26 protein-coding genes and 1 pseudogene are annotated in these 25,521 nt (G+C 64.5%); 7 read left to right on the forward strand and 20 right to left on the reverse strand.

All coding sequences use genetic code 11. The annotated features are described in order from the left end of the window. Positions 1-105, forward strand: a pseudogene (locus B6V73_RS21125) (sugar ABC transporter ATP-binding protein); the annotation flags it as partial. A gap of 286 nt (positions 106-391) precedes the next feature. Here B6V73_RS21125 and ccrA read toward each other — a convergent pair. Beyond that, positions 392-1,684 (reverse strand): crotonyl-CoA carboxylase/reductase, encoded by a 1,293-nt coding sequence (gene ccrA, locus B6V73_RS11995; RefSeq protein ID WP_075773779.1) that lies wholly within the window; start codon positions 1,682-1,684, stop codon positions 392-394. Between the two features lie 148 nt (positions 1,685-1,832). After that, the gene (locus B6V73_RS12000; protein WP_088719433.1) at positions 1,833-2,138 is read right to left on the reverse strand and encodes a hypothetical protein; all 306 of its coding nucleotides are present in this window, start codon (positions 2,136-2,138) and stop codon (positions 1,833-1,835) included. Positions 2,139-2,301: 163 nt separating this feature from the next. On the opposite strand from B6V73_RS12000, the gene B6V73_RS12005 reads away from it, so the two are divergent. From B6V73_RS12005 to B6V73_RS12015, 3 genes are all read left to right on the forward strand, one after another. Continuing rightward, on the forward strand, positions 2,302-4,284 hold the full coding sequence (locus B6V73_RS12005; RefSeq protein WP_276206798.1) for a protein meaA: 1,983 nt from the start codon (positions 2,302-2,304) through the stop codon (positions 4,282-4,284). 145 nt (positions 4,285-4,429) lie between these two features. Further along, the gene (locus B6V73_RS12010) at positions 4,430-5,974 is read left to right on the forward strand and encodes an AAA family ATPase (protein WP_075773782.1); all 1,545 of its coding nucleotides are present in this window, start codon (positions 4,430-4,432) and stop codon (positions 5,972-5,974) included. Between the two features lie 50 nt (positions 5,975-6,024). Then, entirely contained in the window at positions 6,025-6,741 is a 717-nt protein-coding gene (locus B6V73_RS12015; RefSeq protein WP_088725364.1) for an SDR family oxidoreductase, read from the forward strand. On the opposite strand, the gene B6V73_RS12020 is transcribed toward B6V73_RS12015, so the two are convergent. From B6V73_RS12020 to B6V73_RS12080, 13 genes are all read right to left on the reverse strand, one after another. Next, entirely contained in the window at positions 6,738-7,562 is an 825-nt protein-coding gene (locus B6V73_RS12020; protein WP_166504624.1) for a TIGR02186 family protein, read from the reverse strand. The genes B6V73_RS12015 and B6V73_RS12020 overlap by 4 nt on opposite strands. Further along, entirely contained in the window at positions 7,562-8,479 is a 918-nt protein-coding gene (locus B6V73_RS12025) for a sulfite exporter TauE/SafE family protein (RefSeq protein ID WP_075773784.1), read from the reverse strand. The genes B6V73_RS12020 and B6V73_RS12025 overlap by 1 nt, the downstream gene beginning before the upstream one ends. A 78-nt stretch (positions 8,480-8,557) precedes the next feature. Then, positions 8,558-9,358, reverse strand: a complete 801-nt coding sequence (locus B6V73_RS12030) for a purine-nucleoside phosphorylase (RefSeq protein ID WP_088725365.1) — start codon at positions 9,356-9,358, stop codon at positions 8,558-8,560. Further along, the gene (locus tag B6V73_RS12035) at positions 9,342-10,307 is read right to left on the reverse strand and encodes an ABC transporter permease (RefSeq protein ID WP_075773786.1); all 966 of its coding nucleotides are present in this window, start codon (positions 10,305-10,307) and stop codon (positions 9,342-9,344) included. The genes B6V73_RS12030 and B6V73_RS12035 overlap by 17 nt, the downstream gene beginning before the upstream one ends. A 1-nt stretch (position 10,308) precedes the next feature. Continuing rightward, positions 10,309-11,406, reverse strand: a complete 1,098-nt coding sequence (locus B6V73_RS12040; protein WP_075773787.1) for an ABC transporter permease — start codon at positions 11,404-11,406, stop codon at positions 10,309-10,311. After that, positions 11,406-13,088 (reverse strand): ABC transporter ATP-binding protein, encoded by a 1,683-nt coding sequence (locus tag B6V73_RS12045; RefSeq protein ID WP_077701331.1) that lies wholly within the window; start codon positions 13,086-13,088, stop codon positions 11,406-11,408. Before B6V73_RS12045 ends, B6V73_RS12040 begins: the two co-directional genes overlap by 1 nt. Then, the gene (locus B6V73_RS12050; RefSeq protein ID WP_088725366.1) at positions 13,088-14,077 is read right to left on the reverse strand and encodes a BMP family ABC transporter substrate-binding protein; all 990 of its coding nucleotides are present in this window, start codon (positions 14,075-14,077) and stop codon (positions 13,088-13,090) included. Before B6V73_RS12050 ends, B6V73_RS12045 begins: the two co-directional genes overlap by 1 nt. A 153-nt stretch (positions 14,078-14,230) precedes the next feature. Continuing rightward, a complete protein-coding gene (gene rimI / locus B6V73_RS12055) occupies positions 14,231-14,656 on the reverse strand; it encodes a ribosomal protein S18-alanine N-acetyltransferase (RefSeq protein WP_088719439.1) in 426 nt (141 codons plus the stop codon). Then, positions 14,656-15,306, reverse strand: a complete 651-nt coding sequence (gene tsaB / locus B6V73_RS12060; RefSeq protein ID WP_088725367.1) for a tRNA (adenosine(37)-N6)-threonylcarbamoyltransferase complex dimerization subunit type 1 TsaB — start codon at positions 15,304-15,306, stop codon at positions 14,656-14,658. The genes rimI and tsaB overlap by 1 nt, the downstream gene beginning before the upstream one ends. After that, positions 15,299-15,859, reverse strand: coding sequence for a NifU family protein (locus tag B6V73_RS12065; RefSeq protein ID WP_075773791.1), 561 nt, complete (start codon positions 15,857-15,859; stop codon positions 15,299-15,301). Before B6V73_RS12065 ends, tsaB begins: the two co-directional genes overlap by 8 nt. A 70-nt stretch (positions 15,860-15,929) precedes the next feature. Beyond that, the gene (locus tag B6V73_RS12070; protein ID WP_088725368.1) at positions 15,930-16,388 is read right to left on the reverse strand and encodes a DUF2267 domain-containing protein; all 459 of its coding nucleotides are present in this window, start codon (positions 16,386-16,388) and stop codon (positions 15,930-15,932) included. A 3-nt stretch (positions 16,389-16,391) separates the two neighbouring features. Next, complete coding sequence (locus B6V73_RS12075; protein ID WP_075773793.1) at positions 16,392-16,847, reverse strand: universal stress protein; 456 nt, start codon at positions 16,845-16,847, stop codon at positions 16,392-16,394. 74 nt (positions 16,848-16,921) lie between these two features. Beyond that, positions 16,922-17,788 carry a branched-chain amino acid aminotransferase gene (locus B6V73_RS12080; RefSeq protein ID WP_088725369.1) on the reverse strand — a complete coding sequence of 289 codons (867 nt, stop codon included), beginning with the start codon at positions 17,786-17,788 and terminating at the stop codon, positions 16,922-16,924. A 198-nt stretch (positions 17,789-17,986) separates the two neighbouring features. Between B6V73_RS12080 and B6V73_RS12085 the strand changes: the two genes are divergently transcribed. Then, complete coding sequence (locus tag B6V73_RS12085; protein ID WP_088725370.1) at positions 17,987-18,604, forward strand: sugar transferase; 618 nt, start codon at positions 17,987-17,989, stop codon at positions 18,602-18,604. Continuing rightward, positions 18,601-20,718, forward strand: coding sequence for a polysaccharide biosynthesis protein (locus B6V73_RS12090; RefSeq protein WP_088725371.1), 2,118 nt, complete (start codon positions 18,601-18,603; stop codon positions 20,716-20,718). Before B6V73_RS12085 ends, B6V73_RS12090 begins: the two co-directional genes overlap by 4 nt. Here the strand turns inward: B6V73_RS12090 and truA are convergent. After that, positions 20,680-21,447, reverse strand: a complete 768-nt coding sequence (truA, locus tag B6V73_RS12095; RefSeq protein ID WP_088719443.1) for a tRNA pseudouridine(38-40) synthase TruA — start codon at positions 21,445-21,447, stop codon at positions 20,680-20,682. The two genes, B6V73_RS12090 and truA, sit on opposite strands and share 39 nt — an antisense overlap. Positions 21,448-21,778: 331 nt before the next feature. Here truA and B6V73_RS12100 point away from each other — a divergent pair, with 331 nt between their 5' ends. Then, positions 21,779-22,615, forward strand: coding sequence for a DMT family transporter (locus tag B6V73_RS12100; RefSeq protein WP_088725372.1), 837 nt, complete (start codon positions 21,779-21,781; stop codon positions 22,613-22,615). A 4-nt stretch (positions 22,616-22,619) separates the two neighbouring features. On the opposite strand, the gene B6V73_RS12105 is transcribed toward B6V73_RS12100, so the two are convergent. The 4 genes from B6V73_RS12105 to B6V73_RS12120 are packed head-to-tail and all read right to left on the reverse strand — an operon-like array spanning position 22,620 to position 25,512. Beyond that, complete coding sequence (locus tag B6V73_RS12105; RefSeq protein ID WP_088725373.1) at positions 22,620-23,102, reverse strand: hypothetical protein; 483 nt, start codon at positions 23,100-23,102, stop codon at positions 22,620-22,622. A gap of 50 nt (positions 23,103-23,152) precedes the next feature. After that, on the reverse strand, positions 23,153-23,845 hold the full coding sequence (locus B6V73_RS12110) for a CDP-alcohol phosphatidyltransferase family protein (protein WP_088719445.1): 693 nt from the start codon (positions 23,843-23,845) through the stop codon (positions 23,153-23,155). Between the two features lie 42 nt (positions 23,846-23,887). Further along, positions 23,888-24,808: a tyrosine recombinase XerC gene (locus B6V73_RS12115; RefSeq protein ID WP_088725374.1), complete on the reverse strand. Its 921-nt coding sequence runs from the start codon at positions 24,806-24,808 to the stop codon at positions 23,888-23,890. Continuing rightward, complete coding sequence (locus B6V73_RS12120) at positions 24,808-25,512, reverse strand: DUF484 family protein (protein ID WP_075774302.1); 705 nt, start codon at positions 25,510-25,512, stop codon at positions 24,808-24,810. Before B6V73_RS12120 ends, B6V73_RS12115 begins: the two co-directional genes overlap by 1 nt. Positions 25,513-25,521: the final 9 nt, after the last annotated feature.

The following is a 25,521-nucleotide window of genomic DNA, read 5'->3' on the forward strand; positions in this document are numbered from 1 at the left end:
GGCAAACGGCTCTGCGTCATCGATCCGAAGCAACACTCGATGTCGGACGCCGTCGCCTTCATGACAGGCGCCAAAACCCCCGACGGCGCGACAGAGGCGGCCTGAGCGATGAGCACTACCGAGGCGCCCGGTCGGAATGGCCGGGCGTTTTCATTTGGGGTTGCGTCCTTGGCTTGGGGCGACCATCCCGGGCCTCGCCCGCCCCTTCCCCGGGAGGGCGCATTGGCGAGGACAGAGCGGACACGAGTGACCAACGGGCTTGCAAGATAAAGCGCCCGGGCACCGGCCGGACAAAGCGCCCACCCAAGGCTCTGACGCACCCGGAAGCCCCCACACCAGAACACCCGCGCCCGTCGCGAGCGCGGGTTTCTCGTGAAACATAAATGGGTCGTCAGTCGCGGCGGCCCGCTTCCAGCGCATCCTCGAAGGTGCGCAAACCGGTTCTCGGAGCCTGAACCAGCACCGCCATATTGCCCGGCTTATGCTCGTTGCGCAGCATCTTGGTATGGGCCTGCGGGATCTGATCCCACGGGAAGACTTCGGACATGCAGGGGTCCAGACGCCGCTCTACCATCAGCTTGTTGGCCGAGGCCGCCTGCTTGAGGTTAGCGAAGTGCGAGCCCTGCAGACGCTTCTGGTGCATCCACATGTAACGCACGTCGAAGGTGCAGTTGAAGCCGGAGGTGCCGGCGCAGATCACGACCATGCCGCCCTTCTTCACCACCAGCGTCGAGACCGGGAAGGTCGCCTCGCCAGGGTGTTCGAAGACCATGTCCACGTTCACGCCCTTGCCGGTGATGTCCCAGATCGCCTTCCCGAACTTGCGAGCCTCTTTCAGCCATTCGTTATATTCCGGCGTGTTGACCGTGGGCAGCTGCCCCCAGCAATTGAACTCCTTGCGGTTGATCACGCCCTTGGCGCCCTGATCCATCACGAACTGGCGCTTGCTCTCGTCCGAGATCACGCCGATCGCATTTGCGCCCGCGGTGTTCGCGAGCTGGATCGCATAGGAGCCGAGACCGCCAGAGGCACCCCAGACCAACACGTTCTGGCCGGGCTTGAGCTCATGCGGGTGGTGACCGAACAGCATCCGGTAGGCGGTGGCCAGCGTCAGCGTGTAGCAGGCGGCCTCTTCCCAGGTCAGGTGTTTCGGGCGCGGCATCAGCTGTTGCGCCTGCACGCGGGTGAATTGCGAGAACGAGCCGTCATGCGTCTCGTAGCCCCAGATCCGCTGGCTGGGCGAGAACATCGGATCGCCACCGTTGCATTCCTCGTCGTCGCCGTCGTCCTGGTTGCAGTGGATCACGACCTCGTCGCCGACCTTCCAGCGTTTGACCTTGTCGCCCACCTTCCAGACGATGCCCGAAGCGTCCGAGCCCGCGATGTGATAGGGCTGCTTGTGCCCGTCGAAGGGCGAGATCGGCACGCCGAGGCCTGCCCAGACGCCGTTATAGTTCACGCCAGCGGCCATCACGAGCACCAGCACTTCGTGGCTGTCGATCTCCCAGGTGTCGACGACTTCCTGCTGGAACGACTGCTCGGGCTCGCCATGGCGTTCGCGGCGGATCGCCCACGCGTACATTTTCGGGGGGACGTAGCCGAGGGGCGGCATCTCGCCGATCTCGTAAAGGTCCTTCTCCGGCGCGTCGTAGGGCGCGATCCCGGTTTCCTGATCAAGGGCCATGGCTCTCTCCTGTCAAAATCTCGCCGCGCCGCAGAATCGGGGCGGGTTGAGTAGGAGAGTTACGCATGGCCGAGTAACTTTGCAATAGTTGTAATGTATAGTTTTGAAATAATATGTCCCTGCTGTTTCGCGCGGCGCGGATCATAGATCAAAGTTCGGGGCAGCTGTAACTCCCGTCCTTGGCTCTTTTCGCTTTGACGAAACTGCCATCGCCGACGCTGCAGAGAAGCGCCCCGTCGGGGAAAGCTTCGCCTTCCTGGTTGCGCGCGTTCCTCACTGCGCCATAGGCTGCCTTGCCCCCTTCATAGCCAAGGTTTGTTGCTCCAACGGCGGTATTGACCACCACCCGACCGCCGAGCTTGGCAGCATCCACGGAGTTGTCGGTGACCTGCTCTCGGGTGCAGGCGGGCAGAGTGGCAGCAAGGGCGAGGGCGGGAACGATCAGCAGTTTCAAAGGGCTCTCCTAAGGTGGTCTCCCCGTCAAAACCCCGCCCTGCTACGATGCGTTCCCTTGAGGCTGCCGCCTCGCCGCGACGCAGCGAATTGACAGGATCACAAAATTGAATTTAAACCATCCAAACGCGCAACAATATTGCGCAGACAAGATTCGCACCCCGATGGAGGCCGCAATGACCGACACGATGCCCGCCAAAGACCGCCCCTGGCTGTTTCGCACCTATGCGGGCCATTCCACGGCTGCCGCCTCGAACGCGCTCTATCGCAACAACCTCGCCAAAGGACAGACGGGGCTCTCCGTGGCTTTCGATCTGCCGACCCAGACCGGCTATGACAGCGACCATGTCCTGTCGCGCGGCGAGGTGGGCAAGGTCGGCGTGCCGATTTGCCATCTGGGCGACATGCGCGCGCTGTTCGATGAGATCCCTCTCGAGCAGATGAACACCTCGATGACGATCAACGCGACCGCGCCGTGGCTCTTGTCGCTCTACATCGCGGTGGCCGAGGAGCAGGGCGCGGATGTCTCGAAGCTGCAGGGCACGGTGCAGAACGATCTGGTGAAGGAATACCTGTCGCGCGGCACCTATATCTGCCCGCCGAAGCCGAGCCTCGCGATGATCACCGATGTCGCGGCCTATACCCGCGAGCACTTGCCGAAATGGAACCCGATGAATGTGTGTTCCTACCACCTGCAGGAAGCCGGGGCGACGCCGCAGCAGGAACTGGCCTTCGCGCTGGCGACGGCGATTGCAGTGCTCGACGATCTGAAAACCAAAGTACCGGAAGAGGCCTTCCCGGCGATGGTCGGCCGCATCTCCTTCTTCGTGAATGCGGGCATCCGCTTTGTCACCGAGATGTGCAAAATGCGCGCATTCACGGAGCTTTGGGACGAAATCTGCCGTGACCGCTACGGCGTCGAGGATGAGAAATTCCGCCGTTTCCGCTATGGTGTGCAGGTGAACTCCCTGGGCCTGACCGAGCAGCAGCCGGAGAACAACGTCTACCGTATCCTGATCGAGATGCTGGCCGTGACGCTGTCGAAGAACGCGCGCGCACGCGCGGTGCAGCTGCCTGCGTGGAATGAGGCGCTGGGTCTACCGCGCCCGTGGGATCAGCAATGGTCGCTCAGGATGCAGCAGATCATGGCCTATGAGACCGACCTGCTGGAATATGGCGACCTCTTCGACGGTAATCCGGCGGTGACCGCCAAGGTCGAGGCACTGAAAGATGGCGCCCGCGCCGAACTCGAAACGCTCGACGGGATGGGCGGGGCGATCGCCGCGATCGACTACATGAAGTCGCGTCTGGTGGAATCGAACGCCGCCCGGATCAACCGCATCGAGGCCGAGCAGACCATCGTCGTCGGCGTGAACCGCTGGCAGCAGGGCGAGCCCTCTCCGCTGACCGCAGGCGATGGCGGGATCATGGTCGTCGACCCGGCGGTGGAACAGGAGCAGATCGACCGGCTGAACACATGGCGGGCCGAGCGCGACGAGGCCGCCGTGCAGGCTGCGCTGGCCCAGCTCAAGGCGGACGCGAAAGCCGGCAAGAACGTCATGGAAGCCTCGATTGCTGCCGCGAAAGCGGGCGCGACTACCGGCGAATGGGCGGGCGTGATGCGTTCGGTTCACGGCGAGTATCGCGGTCCGACGGGCGTCTCGCGTTCGCCCTCGAACCAGACCGAAGGGCTCGACGATATCCGCGAAGCCGTGGACGCGGTCAGCTCGCAGCTGGGCCGCCGCCTGAAATTCCTCGTCGGCAAGCCGGGCCTCGACGGCCACTCGAACGGCGCCGAGCAGATCGCCTTCCGTGCCCGCGATTGCGGCATGGACATCACCTATGACGGCATCCGCCTGACGCCGGAACAGATCGTCGCGAAAGCCATCGAGGACGAGGCGCATGTGGTGGGGCTGTCGATCCTGTCCGGCTCGCATATGCCGCTGATCGAGGAACTGATGGAGCGGATGCGCGCGGCGGGCCTCGACCATGTCCCGGTCGTCGTGGGCGGGATCATCCCGGATGAGGACGCGAAGAAGCTTCTCAGCTTCGGCGTCGCCCGCGTCTACACGCCCAAAGATTTCGAGCTGAACCGGATCATGATGGATATCGTGACGCTCGCGACCCCGGCCGAGAAGGCGGCCTGAACGCGCAAGCCAATTGGGATCGGGAAGGGGCAGGCGTCTTCTTCTCGACCCAAATATCCCCGCCGGAGGCTCCCGGTGGCGGACCCCGCGAAAACCGCGCCCTTTCTCCCTTCCGCCCGCCAATGTGCGCGGGTAAGGTCGCGCCATGACGACCCCCATGATCCAGTTTTCCGAGGACCAGGCCGAGGCTTGGGATGCCGTTGCTTCCGCGCTCGAGGCGGCGGGGGTCGATATTCTCGAAGGCGCGATGACGCCTGAAAGCGGCAGCAAACGCGTGCTGTCGGTGATCGGCAAGGCGGGGTCGGGCAAGACGCTGCTTCTGGCGGAACTCTACAAGGCGCTGGAGGCGGCAGGGGTCGATCTGGTCTCGGGCGATTTCGAGGGCAAGCGGCGCAAGGAGAAGCGGACGCTGGCAATCCTCGCGCCGACGAACAAGGCCGCGAGCGTGTTGCGCTCGCGCGGGGTGCCCGCGACGACGATCCACCGCATTCTCTACACCCCCGTCTACGACCCGGAATACGAACGGATCGCGGAATGGCTCACCGGTCAGGGCGAGCGTCCGAAGCCTGAATTGCTGATCGAGATGGGGCTCACCGAAGAGACGCTCGACCGGGCGAAGGCCTTCTACGATCTGCACAAATCGATCCCGGCGGCGCTGGCTTCGGCGGGGTTGCGCGGCTCGGATTTCATCAATGGCTGGAAACGGCGCGAAGACCCGCTCGATATCGGTTTTGTCGACGAAGCCTCGATGCTCGACGAGCGGCAGTTCGACGATCTGCGCGAGATTTTCCCGACGCTGGTTCTGTTCGGCGACCCGGCGCAGCTCGCTCCGGTGAACCAGTCGGGCGAGATGGTGTTCGAACGGCTGCCCGACGAGCGCAAACACATTCTGCACCGCATCCACCGGCAGGCCGAAGATAACCCGATCCTCGATCTGGCGCATATGCTGGGCGACGACAGCCTGACCTTCGAGCAGTTCGAGCGCGAGATCGAGAAGGCGGCGGCGAAGGATGACCGCGTCGTCTGGGCCGAGCGGGTGGAGAGCGATCTGATGGCGCGCTCGCCGGTGCTTGTCTGGCGCAACGCGACGCGCATCCGGTTGATCCATGCCTTCCGCGCGGCCCATTCCGCGCCCGCCGACATGATGCTGCCGGGCGAGCCCTTGATCTGCGACGGGATCGAACTGCCGGTAAAGCACCGCAAGAAGCGGATTGATCTGGAAGCGCGCGGGCTGATCAAGGGCGCGCAGGTGATCTATCTCGGCCCCGGCAAGAAGCCCGGTTTCTCGCGGCTACATGTGATGGGGGCGGAAGATCCGCGGCTTTCGGCGGCCTCGATCGTGAAGATCGAGATGCCGGACGAGGAAGAGCCGTTCATTCCGTTCGCGGCCCGGATGGGTGCCACCTTCCTGCATGGGGCGGCAGTGACCATCCACAAGGCGCAAGGCTCGCAATGGGAGGATGTGCAGGTTTTCGCGCCGGATATCTACGCGGCTTACAGGGCAGGGCGCATCGAGGCGGGTATCCCGCTGTGGAAGCGGCTGGCCTATGTCGCGATCACCCGGGCGCAGCATCGCCTGCTCTGGGTGGTGCGGGCGCGGCTGGCACGGCCCTCGGCGCCGCTGACCATTGACGACCTGCCGAAAGGCGGCGGTAAGCTGGAACTGAAAGCCGAACCGCAGGACGGATAGGGCAGGAGGCTCCGGCGGGGATATTTAAGCCAAGGCGAAGGAGGGGTGACATGGGCGTTATGGTGGTGACCGGGGCGAGCGCCGGGATCGGGCGCGCGGTGGCAGAGGCCGCGCTGGCCGAGGGCTGGCAGGTCGCCTGTCTGGCACGTTCGGAAGACAAGCTGGCGGAGGTCGCCGCGAAGGGCGACGGGCTGGCGGTGGCCTGCGACGTGAGCGATGCGCAAGCGGTGGAGCGTGCCTTTGCCGAGGTGGTCGCCAGGTTCGGCCGGATCGACGTGCTGTTCAACAATGCTGGGATGTTCCCGCCTGCCGCCTTGCCCGACGAGGTTACGCTCGAGGATTGGGATGCCTGTATCGCGGTGAACCTGACGGGGATGTTTCTTTGCGCCCGGGCCGCTTTCGCGCAGATGCGCAGGCAGGCCCCGCGCGGCGGACGGATCATCAATAACGGCTCGATCTCGGGGCAGGTGCCGCGCGCGAAATCGCTCGCCTATACGACCACGAAACACGCGATCAACGGCATGACCAAGCAGATCGCGCTGGACGGGCGCGATTTCGACATCGCCTGCGGGCAGATCGACGTGGGCAACGCGCGCACCGGGCTTCTGGCGAATATGGATCAGGCGGCGGCGAAGACGGCGGAGCCTACGATGGATGTGGCGAATGTCGCGCGCTCGGTGCTGCACATGGCGTCGCTGCCGCTGGATGCGAATGTGCTCAACATGACGGTGATGGCGAGCGGAATGCCCTTCGTCGGGCGTGGTTAACGCACGAAGCGGAAGATCGCAGCGGCGGCCCAGCCAGCGAAGACCGCAAGCGCCAGTGACAAAAGCCCGTAGAGCGGCGCGTTCTCATGGGCGAGCGAGTAGAGCCACCGCTCAAGCCCGACTTTGCGCACTTCGATCGCGGATTGGTATTTGTCCACCAGCTTGCCGCCGCGCAGTAGGAAGATGCGGGTCTTGTAATCGCCCTCGATGAGGTTCGCCGGCAGCGCGAAGTCGGCGCGGAACAGTGTGTCGTCGACGATATGCACGCCGCCCGACTCCATCTTGTAGAGGCCTTGCTGCTTGCGGATATCGACCATCGCCTCGGTGAAGGGGATCGAATCCTCGACCGTGATCGGCCCGGAGAAGGCCCGCATCGCGAGCGGGATCGAGATGCGCTGCTGGATATCGGTGCGCCGCGAGAGGATGTCCTCCATCGGACCGGAGGTGGCGACGGCGTAATAACTGGGCGCGGCGGCCACGCCGACGGAGGCCGTGTTCACCCAGATGCCGAATTCGCGCGATTTCCGGCGGATCGTGACCGGGCCGAGCGGACCTTCCAGCGTCACGATCACCGCGAGTTTCTGCCCGTCGGGCTGCGGGGCCTCGCGCTTGATGGCGCCGTAGATCAGGATTTGTGACCCGTCGAAGGACGTTGTGATGCCGATATTGTCACGGCTCAGCCCCGCGACGATCTGCTCGTCTGGCTCGGGGCGATTGGTGATCGGCATCCCGGGGCGCGCGGGGAGTACTTGCCGGGTCTGCGCCAAAGCGGGCAGGGCGGCTGCGCAAAGGCCGAGGACGAGAAGAGCGGCACGGATCATCATTCGCCCCCCGATGCGATGGAGTAGAGATTGGCCGGATGCAGCACGAGGTCGAGGCCGAGCTTGCCTGCGACGATGATCACGAGAAGCGCAAGCAAAATACGAAGCTGTTCCGCCTTCAGCCGCGCGCCCAGACGCGAGCCGATCTGTGCGCCGATCACGCCGCCGACGATCAGCAGCAGCGCCAGCATCACGTCGACCGTCTGGTTGGTGATCGCGTGCATCAGCGTCGTGAAGGCCGAGACGAATAGAATCTGGAACAGCGAGGTGCCGATCACGACCTTGGTCGGCATGTTCAGCAGGTAGATCATCGCCGGAACCATGATGAAACCGCCGCCGACGCCCATGATCGCCGCGAGAATCCCGACCAAGGTGCCGACCAGCAGCGGCGGGATCACCGAGATATACAGGCCCGAGGCCCGGAACTTGAACTTGAAGGGCAGCTTGTGGACCCAGGTGTGCTGCACGCGTTTCTTGCGCGCGCCACCGCCCTTGCGCTGCTTTTGCAGAGTGCGGATGCCCTCCTGCAGCATAAGTAGTCCGATCAGGCCGAGAAAGACGACGTAGCAAAGCTGCACCGCGAGGTCGATCTGGCCGAGCGCGGTGAGCAGGTTGAAGACGTAGATACCGCTTGCCGAGCCAAGAAGGCCGCCCACCAGCAGCACGAGCCCCATCGGGATGTCGACCGCCTTGCGTTTGAGCTGCGCAAGAACCCCTGAGACCGAGGAGGCGACGACCTGGTTGGCGCCGGTCGCCACCGCGACGGAAGGCGGGATGCCGATGAAGAACAGAAGCGGCGTGATCAGGAAGCCGCCGCCCACGCCGAACAGGCCTGAGAGCAGCCCCACGATGCCGCCGAGCCCCAGCAGGGTGAAGATATTGACCGAGACTTCGGCGATGGGCAGGTAGATCTGCATGGACTGCACCCGCTGAGGAGGTTGCATCGTTAGTGTCCCCGAAGGACAGGCGAAGTCAAACCCCGCCGTGCCGCAGGGTTACAACTGTTGCAGATATCGTCGCAAAACCTGCTCGAGCTTGGCTGCGCCCATGGGGGCGATCGCCTTGGTCTGCTCGTGGCTGATATTCTCCTGCGCCATGCCCGCCCCCATATTGGTGATGACGGAGACGGCGGCGACGCGCAGCCCGAGGAAACGCGCAAGGATCACTTCCGGCACGGTCGACATGCCCACCGCATCGGCGCCGAAGATCTTGGCGGCGCGGATTTCGGCGGGGGTCTCGAAGGTCGGGCCGGAAAACCAGCAATAGACGCCTTCGGGCAGTTCGATCCCTTCGGCCCGGGCCGCGGCTTTGAGCTCGGCACGGATTTCAGGGTCGTGCGCCTCGGTCAGCGGCACGAAACGCGCATCCGAAGGCTCGCCGATCAGGGGGTTGTTGCCCGAGAAGTTGATATGATCGTTCAGCATCATCAGCCCGCCGGGCTGGATGTCCTCACGCAGGCTTCCGGCCGCATTGGTCAGCAGCAGGCTTTCGCAACCGAGCTCCTTGAGGATCTCCAGCGGCAGGCGCATCTCGGCGGGGTTGCCGTGTTCATAATAGTGAACCCGACCGCCGAAGACCGCGACGCGGACGCCTTCGAGCGTGCCGATCACCAGCTTCGGATTGTGGCCCGAGACGCCCGCATGGGGAAAGCCCGGAAGCTCCGAATAGGGGATCGCGACACCCTCGACCTCCTCGGCCAGATGGCCGAGGCCGGAGCCGAGGATCAGGCCGAGGCGCGGGGCCTCGTCGCCCGCGCGTTCGCGGATCAGTTGCGCGAGTTCAGCGCTCTTTGACATAGGGCTGCCCCCCTGCACGCGGCGGGATCGCCTTGCCGATGAAGCCGGCGAGGATGATCACGGTGAGGATGTAGGGCACCGCCTGCATGAACTGGATCGGCAGCGTGATTACGCCCAGATCGATGTTCGGATAGCGGTTCGAGATCGCTTCCAGCAGGCCGAAGAGCATCGTCGCGCCAAGCGCCGGAACCGGCCGCCATTTCGCGAAAATCAGAGCGGCCAGAGCGATATAGCCGCGCCCGGCGGTCATTTCCTTCACGAAGCCAGCCGCCAGACCGGTTGCCAGATAGACGCCACCCAGCCCCGCCAGAACGCCGGTGATGGCGACGGCGGTGTAGCGCATCCGGATGACCGAGATGCCCGCGGTGTCGACCGATTCCGGGTTCTCGCCCACCGCGCGCAGGCGCAGGCCGAAGCGGGTGCGGAACAGCACCCACCAGGTGATCGGCACCATCGCAAAGGCGACATAGACGAGGATCGAGTGGCCCGAGATCAGGTTCGAGTAGATCGGCCCGAAGAAGGGAACATCCTTTATCGCGTCCGCACCGGGCAGCGTGATCGGATCGAAGCGCCCGTTGCCCGAAAGCTGCGGTGTGCGACCGCCCTGCTGGAACCAGCTTTGTGCGATCAGCACGGTAAAGCCCGAGGCAAGGAAGTTTACCGCGACGCCAGAGATCAGCTGATTGCCGCGGAAGGTGATCGAGGCGAGGCCGTGCACGAAGGCGAGGCTCATCGAGCCCGCGACACCCGCCAGAAGACCGAGCCACGCATTGCCCGTCACCGCCGCGACCGCGCCGGAGAAGAAGGCGGCCATCAGCATCTTGCCTTCAAGGCCGATGTCGAAAATGCCTGCGCGTTCCGAGAACAGGCCCGCGAGGCAGGCCAGCAGCAGCGGCGTGCCGAGACGAACGGCGCTATCGAGAATTTCGATGATCGTTCCGAAATCCATCTCAGGCCTCCTTCCGGGCGTTGGCGCGCGCGACGAAGAAGCTCTCGATCGGTGCGCGCAGCATGTTGTCGAAGGCCCCGGTGAACAGGATCACCAGCGCCTGGATCACGGTGATCAGCTCGCGCGGGATCGTGGTTTCCAGCGCCAGCTCGCCGCCGCCTTGGTAGAGAAAGCCGAAGAGAAGTGCTGCAAGGAACACGCCGAACGGGTGGTTGCGGCCCATCAGCGCGACGGCGATCCCGATGAAGCCTGCGCCCTCGACCGAATTCAGCACGAGACGATGCGCTTCGCCCATCACGTTGTTGATCGCCATCAGCCCGGCGAGAGCGCCAGAGATCAGCATCGCGGCCATCACGATCTTCACCGGCGAAATGCCTGCATAGCGCGCCGCGCTTTCCGACCGCCCGAAGGCGCGGATCTCGAAGCCCAGCTTGGTGCGCCAGATCAGTACCCAGACGAGGTAGCAGGCGAGGATCGCCACGAAGAACGACACGTTCGCCGGGACCGATTTCGAGAAGAACTGTCCGACCAACGGGAAATCATGGAAGGTCGGCAGATGGGTTGCGGGCCCGAAGCGAGCGGTGGCCGGGTCCATCGAGCCGCGCGGACGCAGCACGTTGACCAGCATGTAGTTCAGCACCGCCGCGCCGATGAAGTTGAACATGATCGTGGTGATCACGATATGGCTGCCGCGCTTCGCTTGCAGATAGGCTGGGATCGCCGCCCAGGCCGCGCCGAAGATCGCGCCGCCCGCCATCGCCGCGATCAGCGCGATGCTCCAATGTGGCCACGGGAAGGCCAGCAGTACCAGCGCCACGCCAAGCCCGCCCAGCGTCGCCTGACCCTCGCCGCCGATATTGAACTGGCTGGCGTGATAGGCGACGGCGACGGCGAGGCCGGTGAAGATGAAGTTGGTCGCGTAATATAGCGTGTAGCCCCAGCCATAGGGCGAGCCGAGCGCGCCCGAGACCATGACCTTGATCGCCTTGATCGGGTCTTCACCGATCAGCAGCACCACGATCCCCGAGATCACGAAGGCGATCAGCAGGTTGAGGAGCGGGATCAGGGCCACGTCGACCCATTTCGGTGTCTTTTCCATTATTGGCTCTCCTCGGGCGCGGCGATGGTCCAGCCGTCCATGCCGCGCACGTCCTCGCCGCCCATGCCCGCCATCAGGCAGCCCATGCCGGTCTGCGTGGCGGTCTCGACGGGGCCGATGCCCATGATCTGCCCGTCGAACATGACCGCGACCCGGTCCGAGAGCGCCCGGATCTCGTCAAGCTCGACCGAGACCAGCAGGATCGCAGCGCCTTGGTCGCGCAGTTCGATGATGCGTTTGTGGATGAATTCGATCGCGCCGATATCGACGCCGCGGGTCGGTTGCCCCACCAGCAGCAGGGCCGGATCTCTTTCGATCTCTCGCGCCAGCACGATTTTCTGCTGGTTGCCGCCCGAGAAGCTTTTTGCCGGCAGGGTCGGGATCGGCGGGCGCACGTCGAAACGCTCCATCGCCTCGGCGGTGTGGGCGACGATCCCCGTATTGTCCATCACGAAGCGGTTCTTCTGATAGGCCGGATCCGAGTGATAGCCGAAGATCATGTTCTCCCAAGCGGCGAAATCGAGGATCAGCCCGAGACTGTGGCGATCTTCGGGAACGTGCGAGATGCCCCGACGCCGCCGCGACTGGCCGTCGCTATGCTTGCCGGTAAGGTCGATCTCTTCGCCGTTGATGCGGATGTTGCCGGTGCCCTTGGCGAAACCGCCGAGGATTTCCAGCAGTTCGGATTGGCCGTTGCCCGCCACGCCCGCAATGCCGAGGATTTCGCCCGCGCGGATTTCGAGATTGATGCCCTTGAGGCGTTCGATCCCGTCTTCGTCCTTCACGCGGAGGTTCTCGATCTCCAGTACGGTCTTGCCGGGCTGGGCTGCTGTCTTGTCGACGTTCAGCAGAACCTTGCGGCCCACCATCAGCTCGGCGAGTTGCTCGGGCGAGGTCTCGGCGGTCTTCACGGTCGCCGTCATCTCGCCGCGGCGCATCACAGAAACAGTGTCGGTGATCTCCATGATCTCGCGCAGCTTGTGCGTGATCAGAATGATCGTCTTTCCTTCCTTGCGCAGGAAATCGAGGATGCGGAACAGGTGGTCGGCCTCTGCAGGTGTCAGCACCCCGGTCGGCTCGTCGAGGATCAGGATATCTGCTTGACGATACAGCGCCTTGAGGATTTCCACGCGCTGCTGGTGGCCGACGGAAAGCTCTTCGATCTTCTCGTCGGGATCGACGTTGAGCTCGTATTCCTCGGCGAGGCGCTTGAGTTCCTTGCGCGCCTTCGACAGCGAGGGGCGCAGAAGTGCGCCATCCTCGGCGCCAAGGATGATGTTCTCGAGCACGGTGAAATTCTGCACCAGCTTGAAATGCTGGAAGACCATGCCGATGCCGGCGCTGATCGCAGCCTGGCTGTCGGGGATATGAGTGTGCTTGCCCTTGATCCAGATCTCGCCCGCATCCGCCTTGTAGAAGCCGTAGAGGATCGACATCAGCGTGGATTTCCCCGCGCCGTTCTCGCCGATGATGCCGTGGATCGTGCCGGGCATGACCCGGATCGAAATGTCCTTGTTGGCCTGCACCGTGCCGAAGGCTTTCGAGATGCCTTTAAGCTCGATCGCGGGCGCGCCCGTGGGCGTTGCGGCAGCATGGGCCGCCTCGGCCGCATCGCTGGCGTTTTCAGTGGCAAGGGCGGCAGTTGCCTGCCGCCCCGCGTTGTTCGACTCTGTTCCGTTCATCACTCGACCGGGCAGCTGTCATCCGACATGTAGTCATGCACTTCGATCTTGCCGTCGATGATTTCCTGTTTGGCTTGTTCGACAGCCTTTTGCATTTCGGGGGTAACTAGCGACTTGTTGTTGTCGTCCATTGCGACTGCAACGCCGTCATCGGAAAGACCCATCGTTCTTGTACCGGTCTTCAAATCCGGACCGGCGGAAAACGCGTCAAAGACTGCGTTGTCGACGCGCTTCTGCATCGACGTGAGTACTTGGCCCGGGTGCAGATAGTTCTGGTTGCTGTCCACGCCGATCGACAGAATGTTTGCGTCGGCCGCCGCTTGCAGAACACCGATGCCGGTGCCACCGGCAGCGGCGTAGATCACGTCGGCACCTTGGCTGATCTGGGCCTTGGCGATCTCGCCGCCCTTCACTGGGTCGTTCCAGGCCGCCGGGGTGGTGCCCGTCATGTTCTGGATGACTTTCGCGTCGGGATTGGTCGCTTTCACACCCTGAACATAGCCGCAGGCAAATTGCCGAATAAGGGGAACATCCATGCCGCCCACGAAGCCGACAGTGCCGGTTTTCGAGGCCATCGCAGCCATCATGCCGACGAGGTATGAACCCTGTTCGGATTTAAACATTATCGACTGCACATTGGGCTGGTCGACGATCATGTCGATGATCGCGAATTTCGTGTCGGGATAGTCGGGGGCGACGGTGTTGAGCGTGTCGCCGAAGGCGAAGCCGGTCATCACGATCGGATTGGCACCCGACTCGGCGAGTTTGCGCAGGGCCTGCTCACGCTGAGCTTCCGACTGCATCTCCAGTTCCTTGTAGGAGCCGCCGGTCTCTTCCGCCCAACGCTTCGCGCCGTTGAAGGCGGCTTCGTTGAAGCTCTTGTCGAACTTGCCGCCCAGATCATAAATGATCGCGGGATCGGCCAGCGCGGCCCCGGCGCTCAGCGCGAGCGCGGTCGCGGCGCCGAGGAACTTGGTGAAATAGGTCATGGATTACTCCCGAGTCGTTATGGCCCTGTTGGAAAAGCCTGTTGGCGCGCTCTGTTCGGCGCGCGGACACAGCGATTTGGGCAGAGCTTGCCGAGGGGGTCAAGCGTCAAGTTGCGGATGACGCGAGGTCGCGAGACAAATTTGATTGAACGGTCAGCTTCCCGCTCTAGAGAGTGGCAGCGTAAGAACCAGCGCGTCGATGCGTTCGCCCTCCGGACCGCGGTAATAGCCCTTGCGACGGCCTGATTCCTTCCAGCCGGTCGCTGCGTAAAGCGCGCGTGCGGCATCATTCTCGGCGGAGACTTCTAGGAAGGCGCTCTCGGCCCCCAGCTCTGCGGCTTCTTGCGCGAAACGCTCGACCAACGCGCGTCCCGTGCCGTTGCGGCGCGCTTTCGGGTCGACGGCGAGGGTCAGAAGCTCGGCTTCGCCCGCGATGACGCGTCCCAGCAGGAAGCCTCGGTTCTCGTTCAGCAGAAAGGTGCCGGGACCGCGCATCAGATCCCGGAACTCGGCTTCGTTCCAAGGGCGTGGCGTGGTGAAACAGGCGGCGTGCAGTTCGGCGAGAGCTTCGGCGCGCATCAGTCGAGGATCCTTGGCGGCGGATCGGAGGGCGGGGCGGCATCTGCGGCACGCAGGTAGAGCGGCGCGGGCCGTTCGCCGGCAACCACTTCGCGCTTCGCCGCGATGCGTGCGATCGCTTCGGCCGGCGAAAAAGCCGCAGGCGCGGCAGCGGCGCCGATCCGTTGGGCGACCGCTTCGGCTGCGGAGCCGATGCACGTCAGCGCGGGTTCGGTCAGCCCTTCGGGAAGCGCATCGAGATCGTGCAGATCGAGCGAAACGGGCCGGGCCATGCGAAATCCTTCGAGATAGACACGCTCGCGCGGGGCTGCGACCGCCGCAAGCACCGGGCCCTTACTACCGAACTGTGTGGCCTCGGTGATCGAGACGCCCAGAGCCGGGGCCCTCAGGCTCAGTGAAAGCCCGCGTGCGGCGGATACGGCGATACGGACGCCGGTGAAATTTCCCGGTCCGATCCCGACGCCGATTCGCGTCACGTCGCGCCAGCAAACGCCCACCTCGGCGAGGAGTTCTTCCAGAAGCGGCACAAGCCGTTCCGCCTGACCACGTCCCATCTCTTCGTGGCGGGAAGCGAGGCAGTCTTCACCCGACAGCAAAGCGGCCGCGCAATGCGCGGCCGATGTGTCGAAGCCTAACGTCAGATCAGGCATTGACCGGACGCACCTCTGAAACCTCGGGGATGTAATGTCTGAGCAGGTTCTCGATCCCCATCTTGAGCGTCAGCGTCGACGACGGGCAGCCTGCGCAGGCGCCCTGCATGTGCAGGTAGACCACGCCTCGCTCGAAGCCGTGGAAGGTGATGTCGCCACCGTCCTGCGCCACGGCCGGGCGCACGCGGGTGTCGAGCAACTCCTTGATCTGCGAGACGATCGCACCGTCCTCGCCGTCATGCTCGGCATGGCCCGAGGGCGCAGCTTCGCCTTCGATCACCGGGGCGCCGGACTGGAAATGCTCCATGATCGCGCCGAGGATCGCCGGTTTCGCATGATCCCAGCTGGTCGTGTCATCCTTCGTCACGGTCACGAAATCCGAACCAAAGAACACTCCGGTCACGCCGGGTACTGCGAAAACGCGCTTGGCCAGCGGCGATTTGGCCGCCGTCTCGGCGGAGGGGAAATCAGCGGTGCCGGTCTCCAGCACGGTCTGGCCGGGCAGGAATTTTAGCGTCGCGGGGTTCGGGGTCGTCTCGGTCTGAATAAACATCGCGTGCCTCCTTGGCTTGCCGCTGATATGCGCCTTCCGACTGAATTAATCAAGTAATCGCGGCTATGCGCTAGATGATGCGCGGCGCGATCTCGGCAGGATCGGCCACCTCCGGGCGCCAAAATGCTTCCGCTTCCGGCCCGATCCGCTTGAGAGCGGCCCCGAAGTCACGATGATTGACATGGCGCCAGAGCGCAAAGGCGGTGGCCTCGATGGCGTTATCGGGGGTCAGGTTGTGATGTGGGCGCAACGCCTGCGCTTCGCGCGTCATCTCGGTCCGGCTGCCGAACGGGCGCGGCGCTGCCATCACATCCCAGTGATACAGGAAAACCGCACGTACCACCGCAGGCAGGCAATCGGCGAAGGCGATGGCCTCGACAGGGCGCAGCCGCGCGCGGAAGGTCACGAAAACCCCCTCGATCGCCGTGTAGGTCATGTTGTCGGAATCGAGGCCCATCCGATCGCGCGCATCTGCGAGGAAAGAGGCGAACTCCTTCTGCGCATGGCGATAGGTCCAGGGCATCGGCATCGGTCAGGTGATCTGTTCGAGCTTTTCCTTCGACATCTCGCCCGGCACGATCGTCAACGGGCAGGGCAGCGTCCCCGCCTGCTTGACCATCTGCGTCACTAGCGGACCCGCGCCGCCCTTGCCTGAGCCCGCGCCGAGTACCAGAACGCCGATCTCGGGATGCTCGTCCATCACGGCGATGATCTCGGGCACCGGCTCGCCTTCGCGGATCACCAGTTCCGGCTCTACGCCCTGCCGGTCGCGCATCCATTTCGCGAAAACCTCGAAATGCGCCTCGATCCGCTCGCGGGCTTCGTCGCGCATGATCTCGGCTACGCCGATCCAATGCTGATACTCGTCGGGTGGAATCACCGAAAGGATGATCACGCCGCCGCCGGTATGGTTCGCGCGCATCGCCGCGAACCGCATCGCGTTGAGGCATTCGCGGGTATCGTCGAGCACAACCAGAAACTTGCGCATGGCTCCTCCGGGACGGGGTGTCTGCGGATCATCGCCCGGCGAGGGGCCTTTGGCAACCGCAGGGGTGTCGAGGCTCAAAGCGGCGAGCCTTGCGCCCAGTCCATATAGGCTTCGCGCGCCCGCTGTGTGCCCTTGCGGGGCGTGTAGCTGACATCGTCGAAGCCCGCGACCGGGGTGACCTTGGCGAAGTTGCCGGTCAGGAAGACCTCGTCGGCATTGCGGAAATCGTCGAGCGTCAGCACCGCTTCATGCACCGTCTCGCCGCCCTCGCGCAGAAGGCCCATGATCCGCTTGCGTGTGAGGCCTGCGAGGAAGGTGCCGTTCGGCATCGGCGTGAAATACTCGCCATCCTTTACCATCCAGACATTCGCGGTCGCGCTTTCGGCGACGTTACCCATGGCGTCCTGCACCAGCGCGTTGCCGAAGCCCTTGCGCTGCGCCTCGACCAGCATTCGGGCGTTGTTCGGATAGAGGCAGCCCGCCTTCGCGTCGGTGACGTTGTCGGCAAGAACGGGACGGCGGAACTGCGTCGTGGTCAGCGTCGTCGACTTGCCCGGGTCGGGCATTGCCACCTCTTCGAGGCACAGCGCGAATCCGGTTTCGCCGGGCTTCGGTGCGACGCCCAGATCCGAGCCCGCGATCGCCCAGTACATAGGGCGCACGTAGACAGCGGCACCCTTGTCATATTTCCGCAGCCCCTCGCGCGCGATTTCGACCATCTCCTCGGGTGCGATGGTCGGCGTGATCATCAGCGCCTCGGCGGAGCGGTTGGTGCGTGCGCAATGCAGGTCTAGATCGGGCACGACCCCGTCGAAAAGTCGCGCCCCGTCAAAGACCGAGCTGCCCTGCCAAAGCCCGTGATCGGCGGCGCGCATCACGGCGATATCGCCCTCGTGCCATGCGCCTTCGAACCATGTGCGGATGTTTTTGCCGAATGCCATCGGTGCCTCCTTCGTATCGGGCGCGATCCAACCACTGGCGTCCGGCGAAGTCCATACAGCCGATTGTATCGGTGTCAGGTGCCGTGAGGTCCGGTCACATCTCATGACGGTTTGGCGTTAACCACATCGCAACTGGAAGAGGCATAGGCTCGCGAAGGTTTCGTTTCTTCGGTGATGATCCACAGCAGGAGAATTGGCATGATCCAGGTCCGGCGCAGGCGTAAACGTCTCTTCGATCTGACACTGGCGATGCTCGCGCTACCCATGGTGGTGCCGCTGATCGCGCTGGTCTGGCTGGTCATCGCGATGGTGCAGGGGCGACCGTGGTTCCACGGGGGTGAGCGGATGCACAGTCCCACGCGTAGCTTCCGCATGTGGAAGTTTCGCACGATGGCGGCGGATCCCGGCGATTACGGCGTCTCCGGCGGCCATAAAGCCAGACGGATTACGCCGCTTGGCCGGCTGTTGCGCCGCTGCCACGCGGATGAATTGCCGCAAATATGGAACGTGCTGCGCGGCGACATGAGCTTCGTCGGACCGCGCCCGCCGCTGCGCGAGGTGGTGGAGCGATTTCCCGAGCTTTACGCACAGGTGCTTACAAGTCCGCCGGGTATCACCGGGCTTGCGAGCGTCCAGTTCGCCGCGAAAGAGGCGCGGCTGATGGCATCGTGTCGTTCCGCGGAGGAGGCGCGGCGGATCTATGACCGCGTCTGCGTTCCACAGAAAGCGCGGCTTGATCTGCTGTACCAACGTCGGGCCTCGTGCTGGCTCGATCTCGCGCTGATCTGGCAAACCCTGCGCAGAGCGCGCGCATGAGTTCGGTGCTCACCGACAAGATCGCGACGCGGCTGATCGCAATGTCGCGCCCGCGCAAGGCGGCTGTCATCGCGGCGCTCGATGCGCTTCTGGCGATAGGATGCCTTGCCGCAGCAATGCATTTCGCAACCACGTCGCCGGGATGGAGCCTTGGGCTCCCTTCGCCAGTCTTTCTGACGGTGGGGGGTATCGTCGCCGCATCAGTGAGCCTCGGCACCGGTCTTGCCCGCTTGCCCCTGAAGGACTTCGCAAGGGATGGGGCGGGGAAGGCATTGGGTGTCTCCTGCCTTCTGGTATTTGCCCTCTGGATCAGTCCTGGATGGCGAGGTGGCGCGATCGCATTCTTCTTCGGGGGCGCGTTCCTGTCTGGCCTCGTGGCTCAACGCTGGGTTCTTCTGGGGCTGACCGCAGTGCTGTATCGCCGCTCGTACGTCGTCTCGCGCATCGCAATCTACGGCGCGACCCCGGAGGGGCTCGCGCTGGCGCGGGCGTTGCGCGATCGATCCGGTTTCCTGACCTGCGCGTTTCTCGATGACAGCCCGGTTCTGCGCGGTGCGACCTTGGACGGGGTTCCGGTTCTCGGCCACGTGACGCGCGAGGCACTGATCCGCAAGTTCAACGTCGATCGCGTCGTTCTCGCCGACCCGCTCCTGCCCACGCCGCGCAAGGCCGCGCTGGCGCGAGACCTCTCGGCCCTCGGACTGCGCTGCGAGGCATTGCCGGATTTCGCGCTTCTGGTCGGTGGCGCCGATCTCGCCGCGCGGCTGCAGCCGGTGCGCTCCGAACGGTGGCTTGGTCGCTCCGAGATCACGGAAGACGATCCACCCGACACGGAGTTCTACCGCGGCAAAACCATGCTCATCTCGGGGGCGGGCGGTTCCATCGGGGCGGAGCTTTGCCACCAGATACTCGCCTGTCGTCCGGCGAAACTGGTCCTTCTCGAGCTATCGGAAACGGCGCTCTTCACAATCCTCTCCGACCTGAGCCCGCTGGCGGAGCGCGCGGGCACCGAACTTGTCACGCGGCTCGGCTCTGCAGCGGATGCGGCGCTGGTGCATGAGATATTCTCGCGCGAAACGATCGACGTCGTATTCCACGCCGCCGCCTACAAACATGTCGTTCTGGTCGAGCAGAATCCCTTCTCGGGATGCGCGAATAACGTCGCCGCCACGGTCTGTCTCGCGCGCGCCGCCCGCGCCGCGAAAGTTGCGCGTTTCGTGCTGATTTCGAGTGACAAGGCGATCGCGCCCCGCTCGGTCATGGGGGCGTCTAAACGAATGGCCGAATTGGTCGTGCAGGATCTTGCGCGCCGTGCGGGCGCGACCGTCTTCTCCATCGTGCGCTTCGGGAATGTGCTCGGCTCATCCGGGTCGGTCGTGCCGATATTCGAGCGACAGATCGCGCAGGGCGGGCCGATCACGCTCACCGATCCCGAGGCCACGCGCTACTTCATGACGATCGCCGAGGCCGCGCGGCTTGTGCTGATCGCAGGGCGTTGGGACGGCGCAGGACGGGTCTATGCACTCGACATGGGCGCGCCGATCCGGATCGGCGATCTCGCCCGGCAGATGGTCGAAGCGCGCGGGTTGCGCCTTCGCGGACCGGACTGTCCAGAAGGCGATATCGAGCTTTTGCCTATCGGCCTGCGTCCGGGCGAGAAATTGCATGAAGCTCCGGTGACCGGCGCGCGTAGCCAAGCGACCGCACATCCGAAGATTCGAGATGTCCCCGTCCCCCATCTCTCGAGACGCGAGACCGCCATGTTTCTGCGCTATCTCGACGCTGCCTTGGGGCAGCGTTGCGCGGCGCGGCTGGATGAGATCATCTCGCGTCTGCAACGGTTGGAGGGCGACGACCCTGCTTCGCCTGTCGTTCAGGTGCCCGGAGGGCCTGACGCTGATATTCAAAAAGCGCAGAATTTCGAGATCACGCCGCGCAGGCGAAGCGGAGCAATGGCAAGCCAGGTCACGCGCGCGATGAAGGAAAGTCGGAGCTTCGCCCCGATGGAAAAGCGCAAGACCTCGCTTCCAACTCAGCTGCCGATACCGCGCGCCCCGGCCGGGGGCCAGACCGTGTCAGCCGAAGGGATCGCTGGGATAGCCGACGGCGCTTAGATAGAGGCCCTGCGGCGGACAGACCGGACCGCATGCGGCGCGGTCGCGGGCGGCGAGCGCTTCGGCGACGCGCTCGGCCGGCCAGGAGCCAGCACCGACCCGCTCCAGCGTGCCGACGATCGAACGGACCTGATTGTGCAGGAAGCTGCGAGCGCGCAAATGAAACCGCACCTCGCGCCCATGTAGAATGTCATGTTCTTCGATCCGGATCTCGTCGAGCGTTTTGACCGGCGATTTCGATTGGCACATGGTCGAACGAAACGTCGTGAAATCATGGTGCCCGATCAGATGCGACGCGCCTTCGCGCATCGCCTCCACGTCCAGCGGGTTCTGCACGCGCCAGACCAGACCGCGGTCATGGGTCGTCGGCGCACGACGTTGCACGAGCCGGAACAGGTAGCGCCGCTCCTGCGCCGAGAACCGGGCGTGGAATTCGTCGTCGACCCGGGCACAGGCGAGTATCGCCACCGGCGCGGGGCGGAGATGATAATTCAGCGCTTCCGAAAGTCGGAACGGGTCCCAGTCCTTCTTCAGATCGGCATGGGCCACCTGCCCGGTCGCATGAACGCCCGCATCGGTGCGTCCCGCCGCGGCGATCGTGTGGGGGCCGGGTTCGAGCTTCGCCAAAGCGTCCTCGACCGCGCCTTGCACCGAAGGCTGATCGGCCTGACGTTGCCACCCGGCAAAGGGGCCCCCGTCATATTCGATTTTCAAGGCATATCTGGGCATGGATCGCCCATAGCCCGAGTGCGCTGCGTTCCGCAATCCCTTCGCGCGCCCCTTCTTGCAACCTGGGAGTTCGGCGGACGGCACCGTTTTCCAGACGCGCGGGGGGTTGCCGGCTTGGGACGAAGTTTCCGATTCACTGTATCATTCGGTCGCATTCCTCGCATGTCGGTTGACTCGAGAGCGCCGTAGCCCCTTCCCCAGTTTCTTCGTGCGCCCCGCGCGGAGAGAAGCCGTTGCGGCGAGGCCAGACATCTCAGCACGGTGCGAGGCCGCTTGCCCTTGTCGTGGCCCGGAGCTACCGATTGTCGGTCGGGCAGGGAAGGGCGCGGAAATGAGTTTGACGATCATGGCGGCGGTGCTGGGCGCGGCCTTTCTGCACGCCCTGTGGAACGCGCTGATCCGGCTTGGTGGCTCGAAAATCCGTGCGATGGTGATGCTGTCGATTGCCGAGGCGGTGATCGGCCTGGCGGTCGCCCTGTCGCGACCGCTGCCGGACATTGCCGCGCTGGGCTGGATCCTCGCCGCGGGCGTCATCCATTTTGGCTACAAGTTCTTCCTCGCCCATGCCTATGAGCAGGGCGACCTGAGCCGGGTCTATCCGATCGCGCGTGGAACCGCGCCGATGATGGTGGCGGTCGTCTCCGCCGCCTTGGCGATCGACGCGATGAGCGGGCTCGAATATGCCGGGATCGCGGTGCTGGGCCTCGGCATCGCCTTGATGGCGCGCGGCGTGTTCACCGATGGCGAGAGTCGCCGTCTGCTGCCCTACGCGATGGGCTCGGCACTCGCGACTGCGACCTACACGCTGGTCGACGGGATGGGCGCGCGCATATCGGGCGAGCCGGTGGGCTACGTCGGGTGGATCATGGTGTTGGGTGGCGTGCTCTTCGCCTCAGGTATGCTGGCTCAGCGCGGCACCGCGATGCTGCGCGCCGTGCCGCGCGAATGGGGAATCGCGACGCTCGGGGCTGCGGCGTCTTACGGGGCTTACGCGATCTCGATCTGGGCGATGACCCGCGCGCCGATCGCGCTGGTCGCGACGCTGCGCGAGACCTCGATCCTGTTCGCGGTGCTCATCGGTTGGCTCGTTTTCGGCGAGAAGATGCGGGTTACGAAGGCGCTTGCCGCGCTGCTGATCGTCTCGGGCGTGGTGCTGACGCGGGTCTGAGTGCTCAGAACCGCGGCCGACCGTCGGCGTCGCAGCTTGCGGGCATGGCCTCGTCCGAAGATCGCGCCATGAGGTGCCCGTCCGTGATCTGCAGCGGCGTGAAGGGCGGTTCCTGGATCGCGGGTTGAATCTGGCGCACCACGTAACAGCCCCCGAAGCTCTCGGTCTTTCCGTCACGCGTCCGGGCGGTCACCGTCACCGCGAGAGTCGTGTAGATAGAGCCGGCCGCGCCTTCCGACGTCATGGGGCCGACCGTGACCGAGGCCTCCGCCGTGTCGGCATAGCCTCTCGCGAAATCCGCATAATCGCCATCCTCTTCCGGATCGGCGTAATAGCTCCAGGCGCGGGCGTATTGATGCAGCGAGATCGCGTTATAGAGCGAGCGGACCAGCGCAGCGGGGGTGGAGCGGTCGTCGAGATAGCGCGGCGCGGCGATGGCCGACTGCGCCGAGAACACGACGGCAATGAGCGCGAAAGTGTGACGCATGAGGCCTCCTGAAAACTGTTGCCGCGGACCGCCGGAGCGGCCGTCGCAGGTCAACGCCGTTCAGGGACGATTTGTTGCACGATGCCGACGAGCAGCAGGTAGAACGAGGTCACGACCAGCCCCCAATGCGCCCAGCTCGCCGGGTCGAAATCGACCCATGCGGCCCAGCCCGCGAAGAAGGTCCACAGAAGCGCCACAGGCAGAGAGACCACGCGCCAGCGCTTCGTGCGCACGGGGTGGATGAATTTCAGCGGCAGGAACATCGCGATGGCAAGCGCCACGACCACCACGAGGATCGTCCAATAGCCGGGCTTCAGCGCGAACAGCACCAGCACCAGCATGTTCCACGCGCCCGGAAAACCCTGAAACGAGTTGTCCTTCGTCTTCATCCGGGTGTCGGAGAAATAGACCACGCTGCCATAGGTGATCGCGATGATTGCGAGCCAGCCCGTCCATCCCGGCAGCAGGCTCGACTGGAACAGCGCGAAGGCAGGGATGAAGACATAGGTCAGGTAGTCGATGATCAGGTCCATCAGGACACCGTCATAGAGCGGAAAATTCGCCTTCACATCGTAGCGCCGCGCGAGCGGACCATCGATCCCGTCAACGAAGAACGCGGTGACGAGCCAAAGGAACATCATCGACCATTGGCCTTCCGCGGCCGCGAGGAGCGCGAGCATCGACAACACCGCGCCGGTGGCGGTCAGAAGGTGGACGAAAAGGGCTTTGATGCGGATATCCATTTGTCCGTGATGCCGGATTTGCGACGCAGGGGCAAGCGAACTTCAGGCGCGCGGATGGCTCTTGTCGTAGATTTCCATAAGTCGCGCCGCGTCGACGGCAGTGTAGATCTGGGTGGTGCCGAGGCTCGCATGGCCCAGCAGTTCCTGAATGGCGCGCAGATCGCCGCCCGCGGCCAGCAAATGCGTGGCAAAGCTGTGGCGCATCGCATGCGGCGTCGCGGTCGAAGGCAGGCCAAGCGACATGCGCGCCCGCTCCATCGCCTTGGAAATCATCCGCGGATTGAGCGGCTTTCCGCGTGCGCCGTAGAACAAGGGGGCGTCCGGCTCGGCCGGGTAGGGGCACAGGCGTATGTATTCGGCCACCGCCTCGCGGGCGGCGGGGACGACCGGGACCAGCCGTTCTTTGTCGCCCTTGCCCCGGATGCGCAGCACCTCTGGCAGCGGATGGGCGTCGGCGCGCAGCGCGAGCGCCTCGGATATCCGCAGCCCGCAGCCATAAAGCAGCGTCAGCACGGCGGCATCGCGCGCGGCGACCCACGGCTCCATCGCTTGCGTGTCGACCTGTTCGATCATCTCGGCGGCGGCGTCTTCGTTCAGCGGTCGCGGCAGCTTGCGTTGATATTTCGGGCTGCGGGTCGAGAGGATATGGCTCGCGTCGAACCCGTCGCGATCGGCGAGCCAGCGGATGAAGCTTTTGACCGAGGACAGGGCGCGGGCGAGCGAGCGCGACGAGACCTCGCGCGACCGCTCATGCGCCATCCATGCCCGCATGTCGGAAGGGCCGAGCTGCGCGATCCGGGCGGTGCCGAGGCTCTCGCCATGATGATTTTGCAGAAATCCCAGGAAGCCCGCCACGTCGCGCCGATAGGCGGTGATCGTATGCTCGGACGCGTCGCGTAAACCGCGCAGATGGCTCAGCCACTCGGCGAGCGCGTCTTGCAGCCCTGCGGACGGCTCCGCCATCAATCCAGCCAGCGGCGCATCGTGCGTTCGAATACGCCTGCGAAGAAGGCCAGAAGATCGGTGCCCTGCGAGGGTTTGAACTGATGCGGATCCTCGGCGGCCATGACCAGCATGCCCGGCAGCCGGCCCTCGCCCAGATCGAGCTGCATCAGCGCCTCGGAGCGCACCCAGTTCGCGGCCTCGCCGAAGATCGCCTCGGAGCCGGGAACGGTCTGGCGCAGCACGACTTGTCGCGGCTGCCCGCCGCGCCCGCCGCGCATGTATTCGGTGATGAAGCCGGGTTCGGCCACGCAAAGCACCTCGCCCAGCTGGCGAAGCGCCGGGTCGTCCTCGTTCTGGTGGCTCTCGAGCACCAGACGCACCGCATCGACGCGCAGGATCTCGGCCACTTCGGAAGCCAAATTCGACAGGAAGGACTGAAAGTCATGCGGGTCGAGCATCCGCAGAACCGCGCGGTGAATCTGGTTGGTACCTGCGAGGTTCTCATAGGCGGCGGCGATGACCGACCGGTGGGTGTCTTCCAGCCGGTCGAGCCGCGCCTCCAGCCGGGACATGGCCGCGCCGCGCAGATCGACGATATTGCCGCCCATCGCCGCTTCGTTCGCGGCGATCAGCGCCCGCATCAGGTCGCGGTCCTCGAGAATCACGTCAGGGTCGGAAATGATCTTGTCGCGGAGTTGCTCCACGAGGGCCGGTTCGGTCATGCCTGTCTC

This window comes from Thioclava sp. JM3 (assembly GCF_002213185.1).
Taxonomy (GTDB): domain Bacteria; phylum Pseudomonadota; class Alphaproteobacteria; order Rhodobacterales; family Rhodobacteraceae; genus Thioclava; species Thioclava nitratireducens.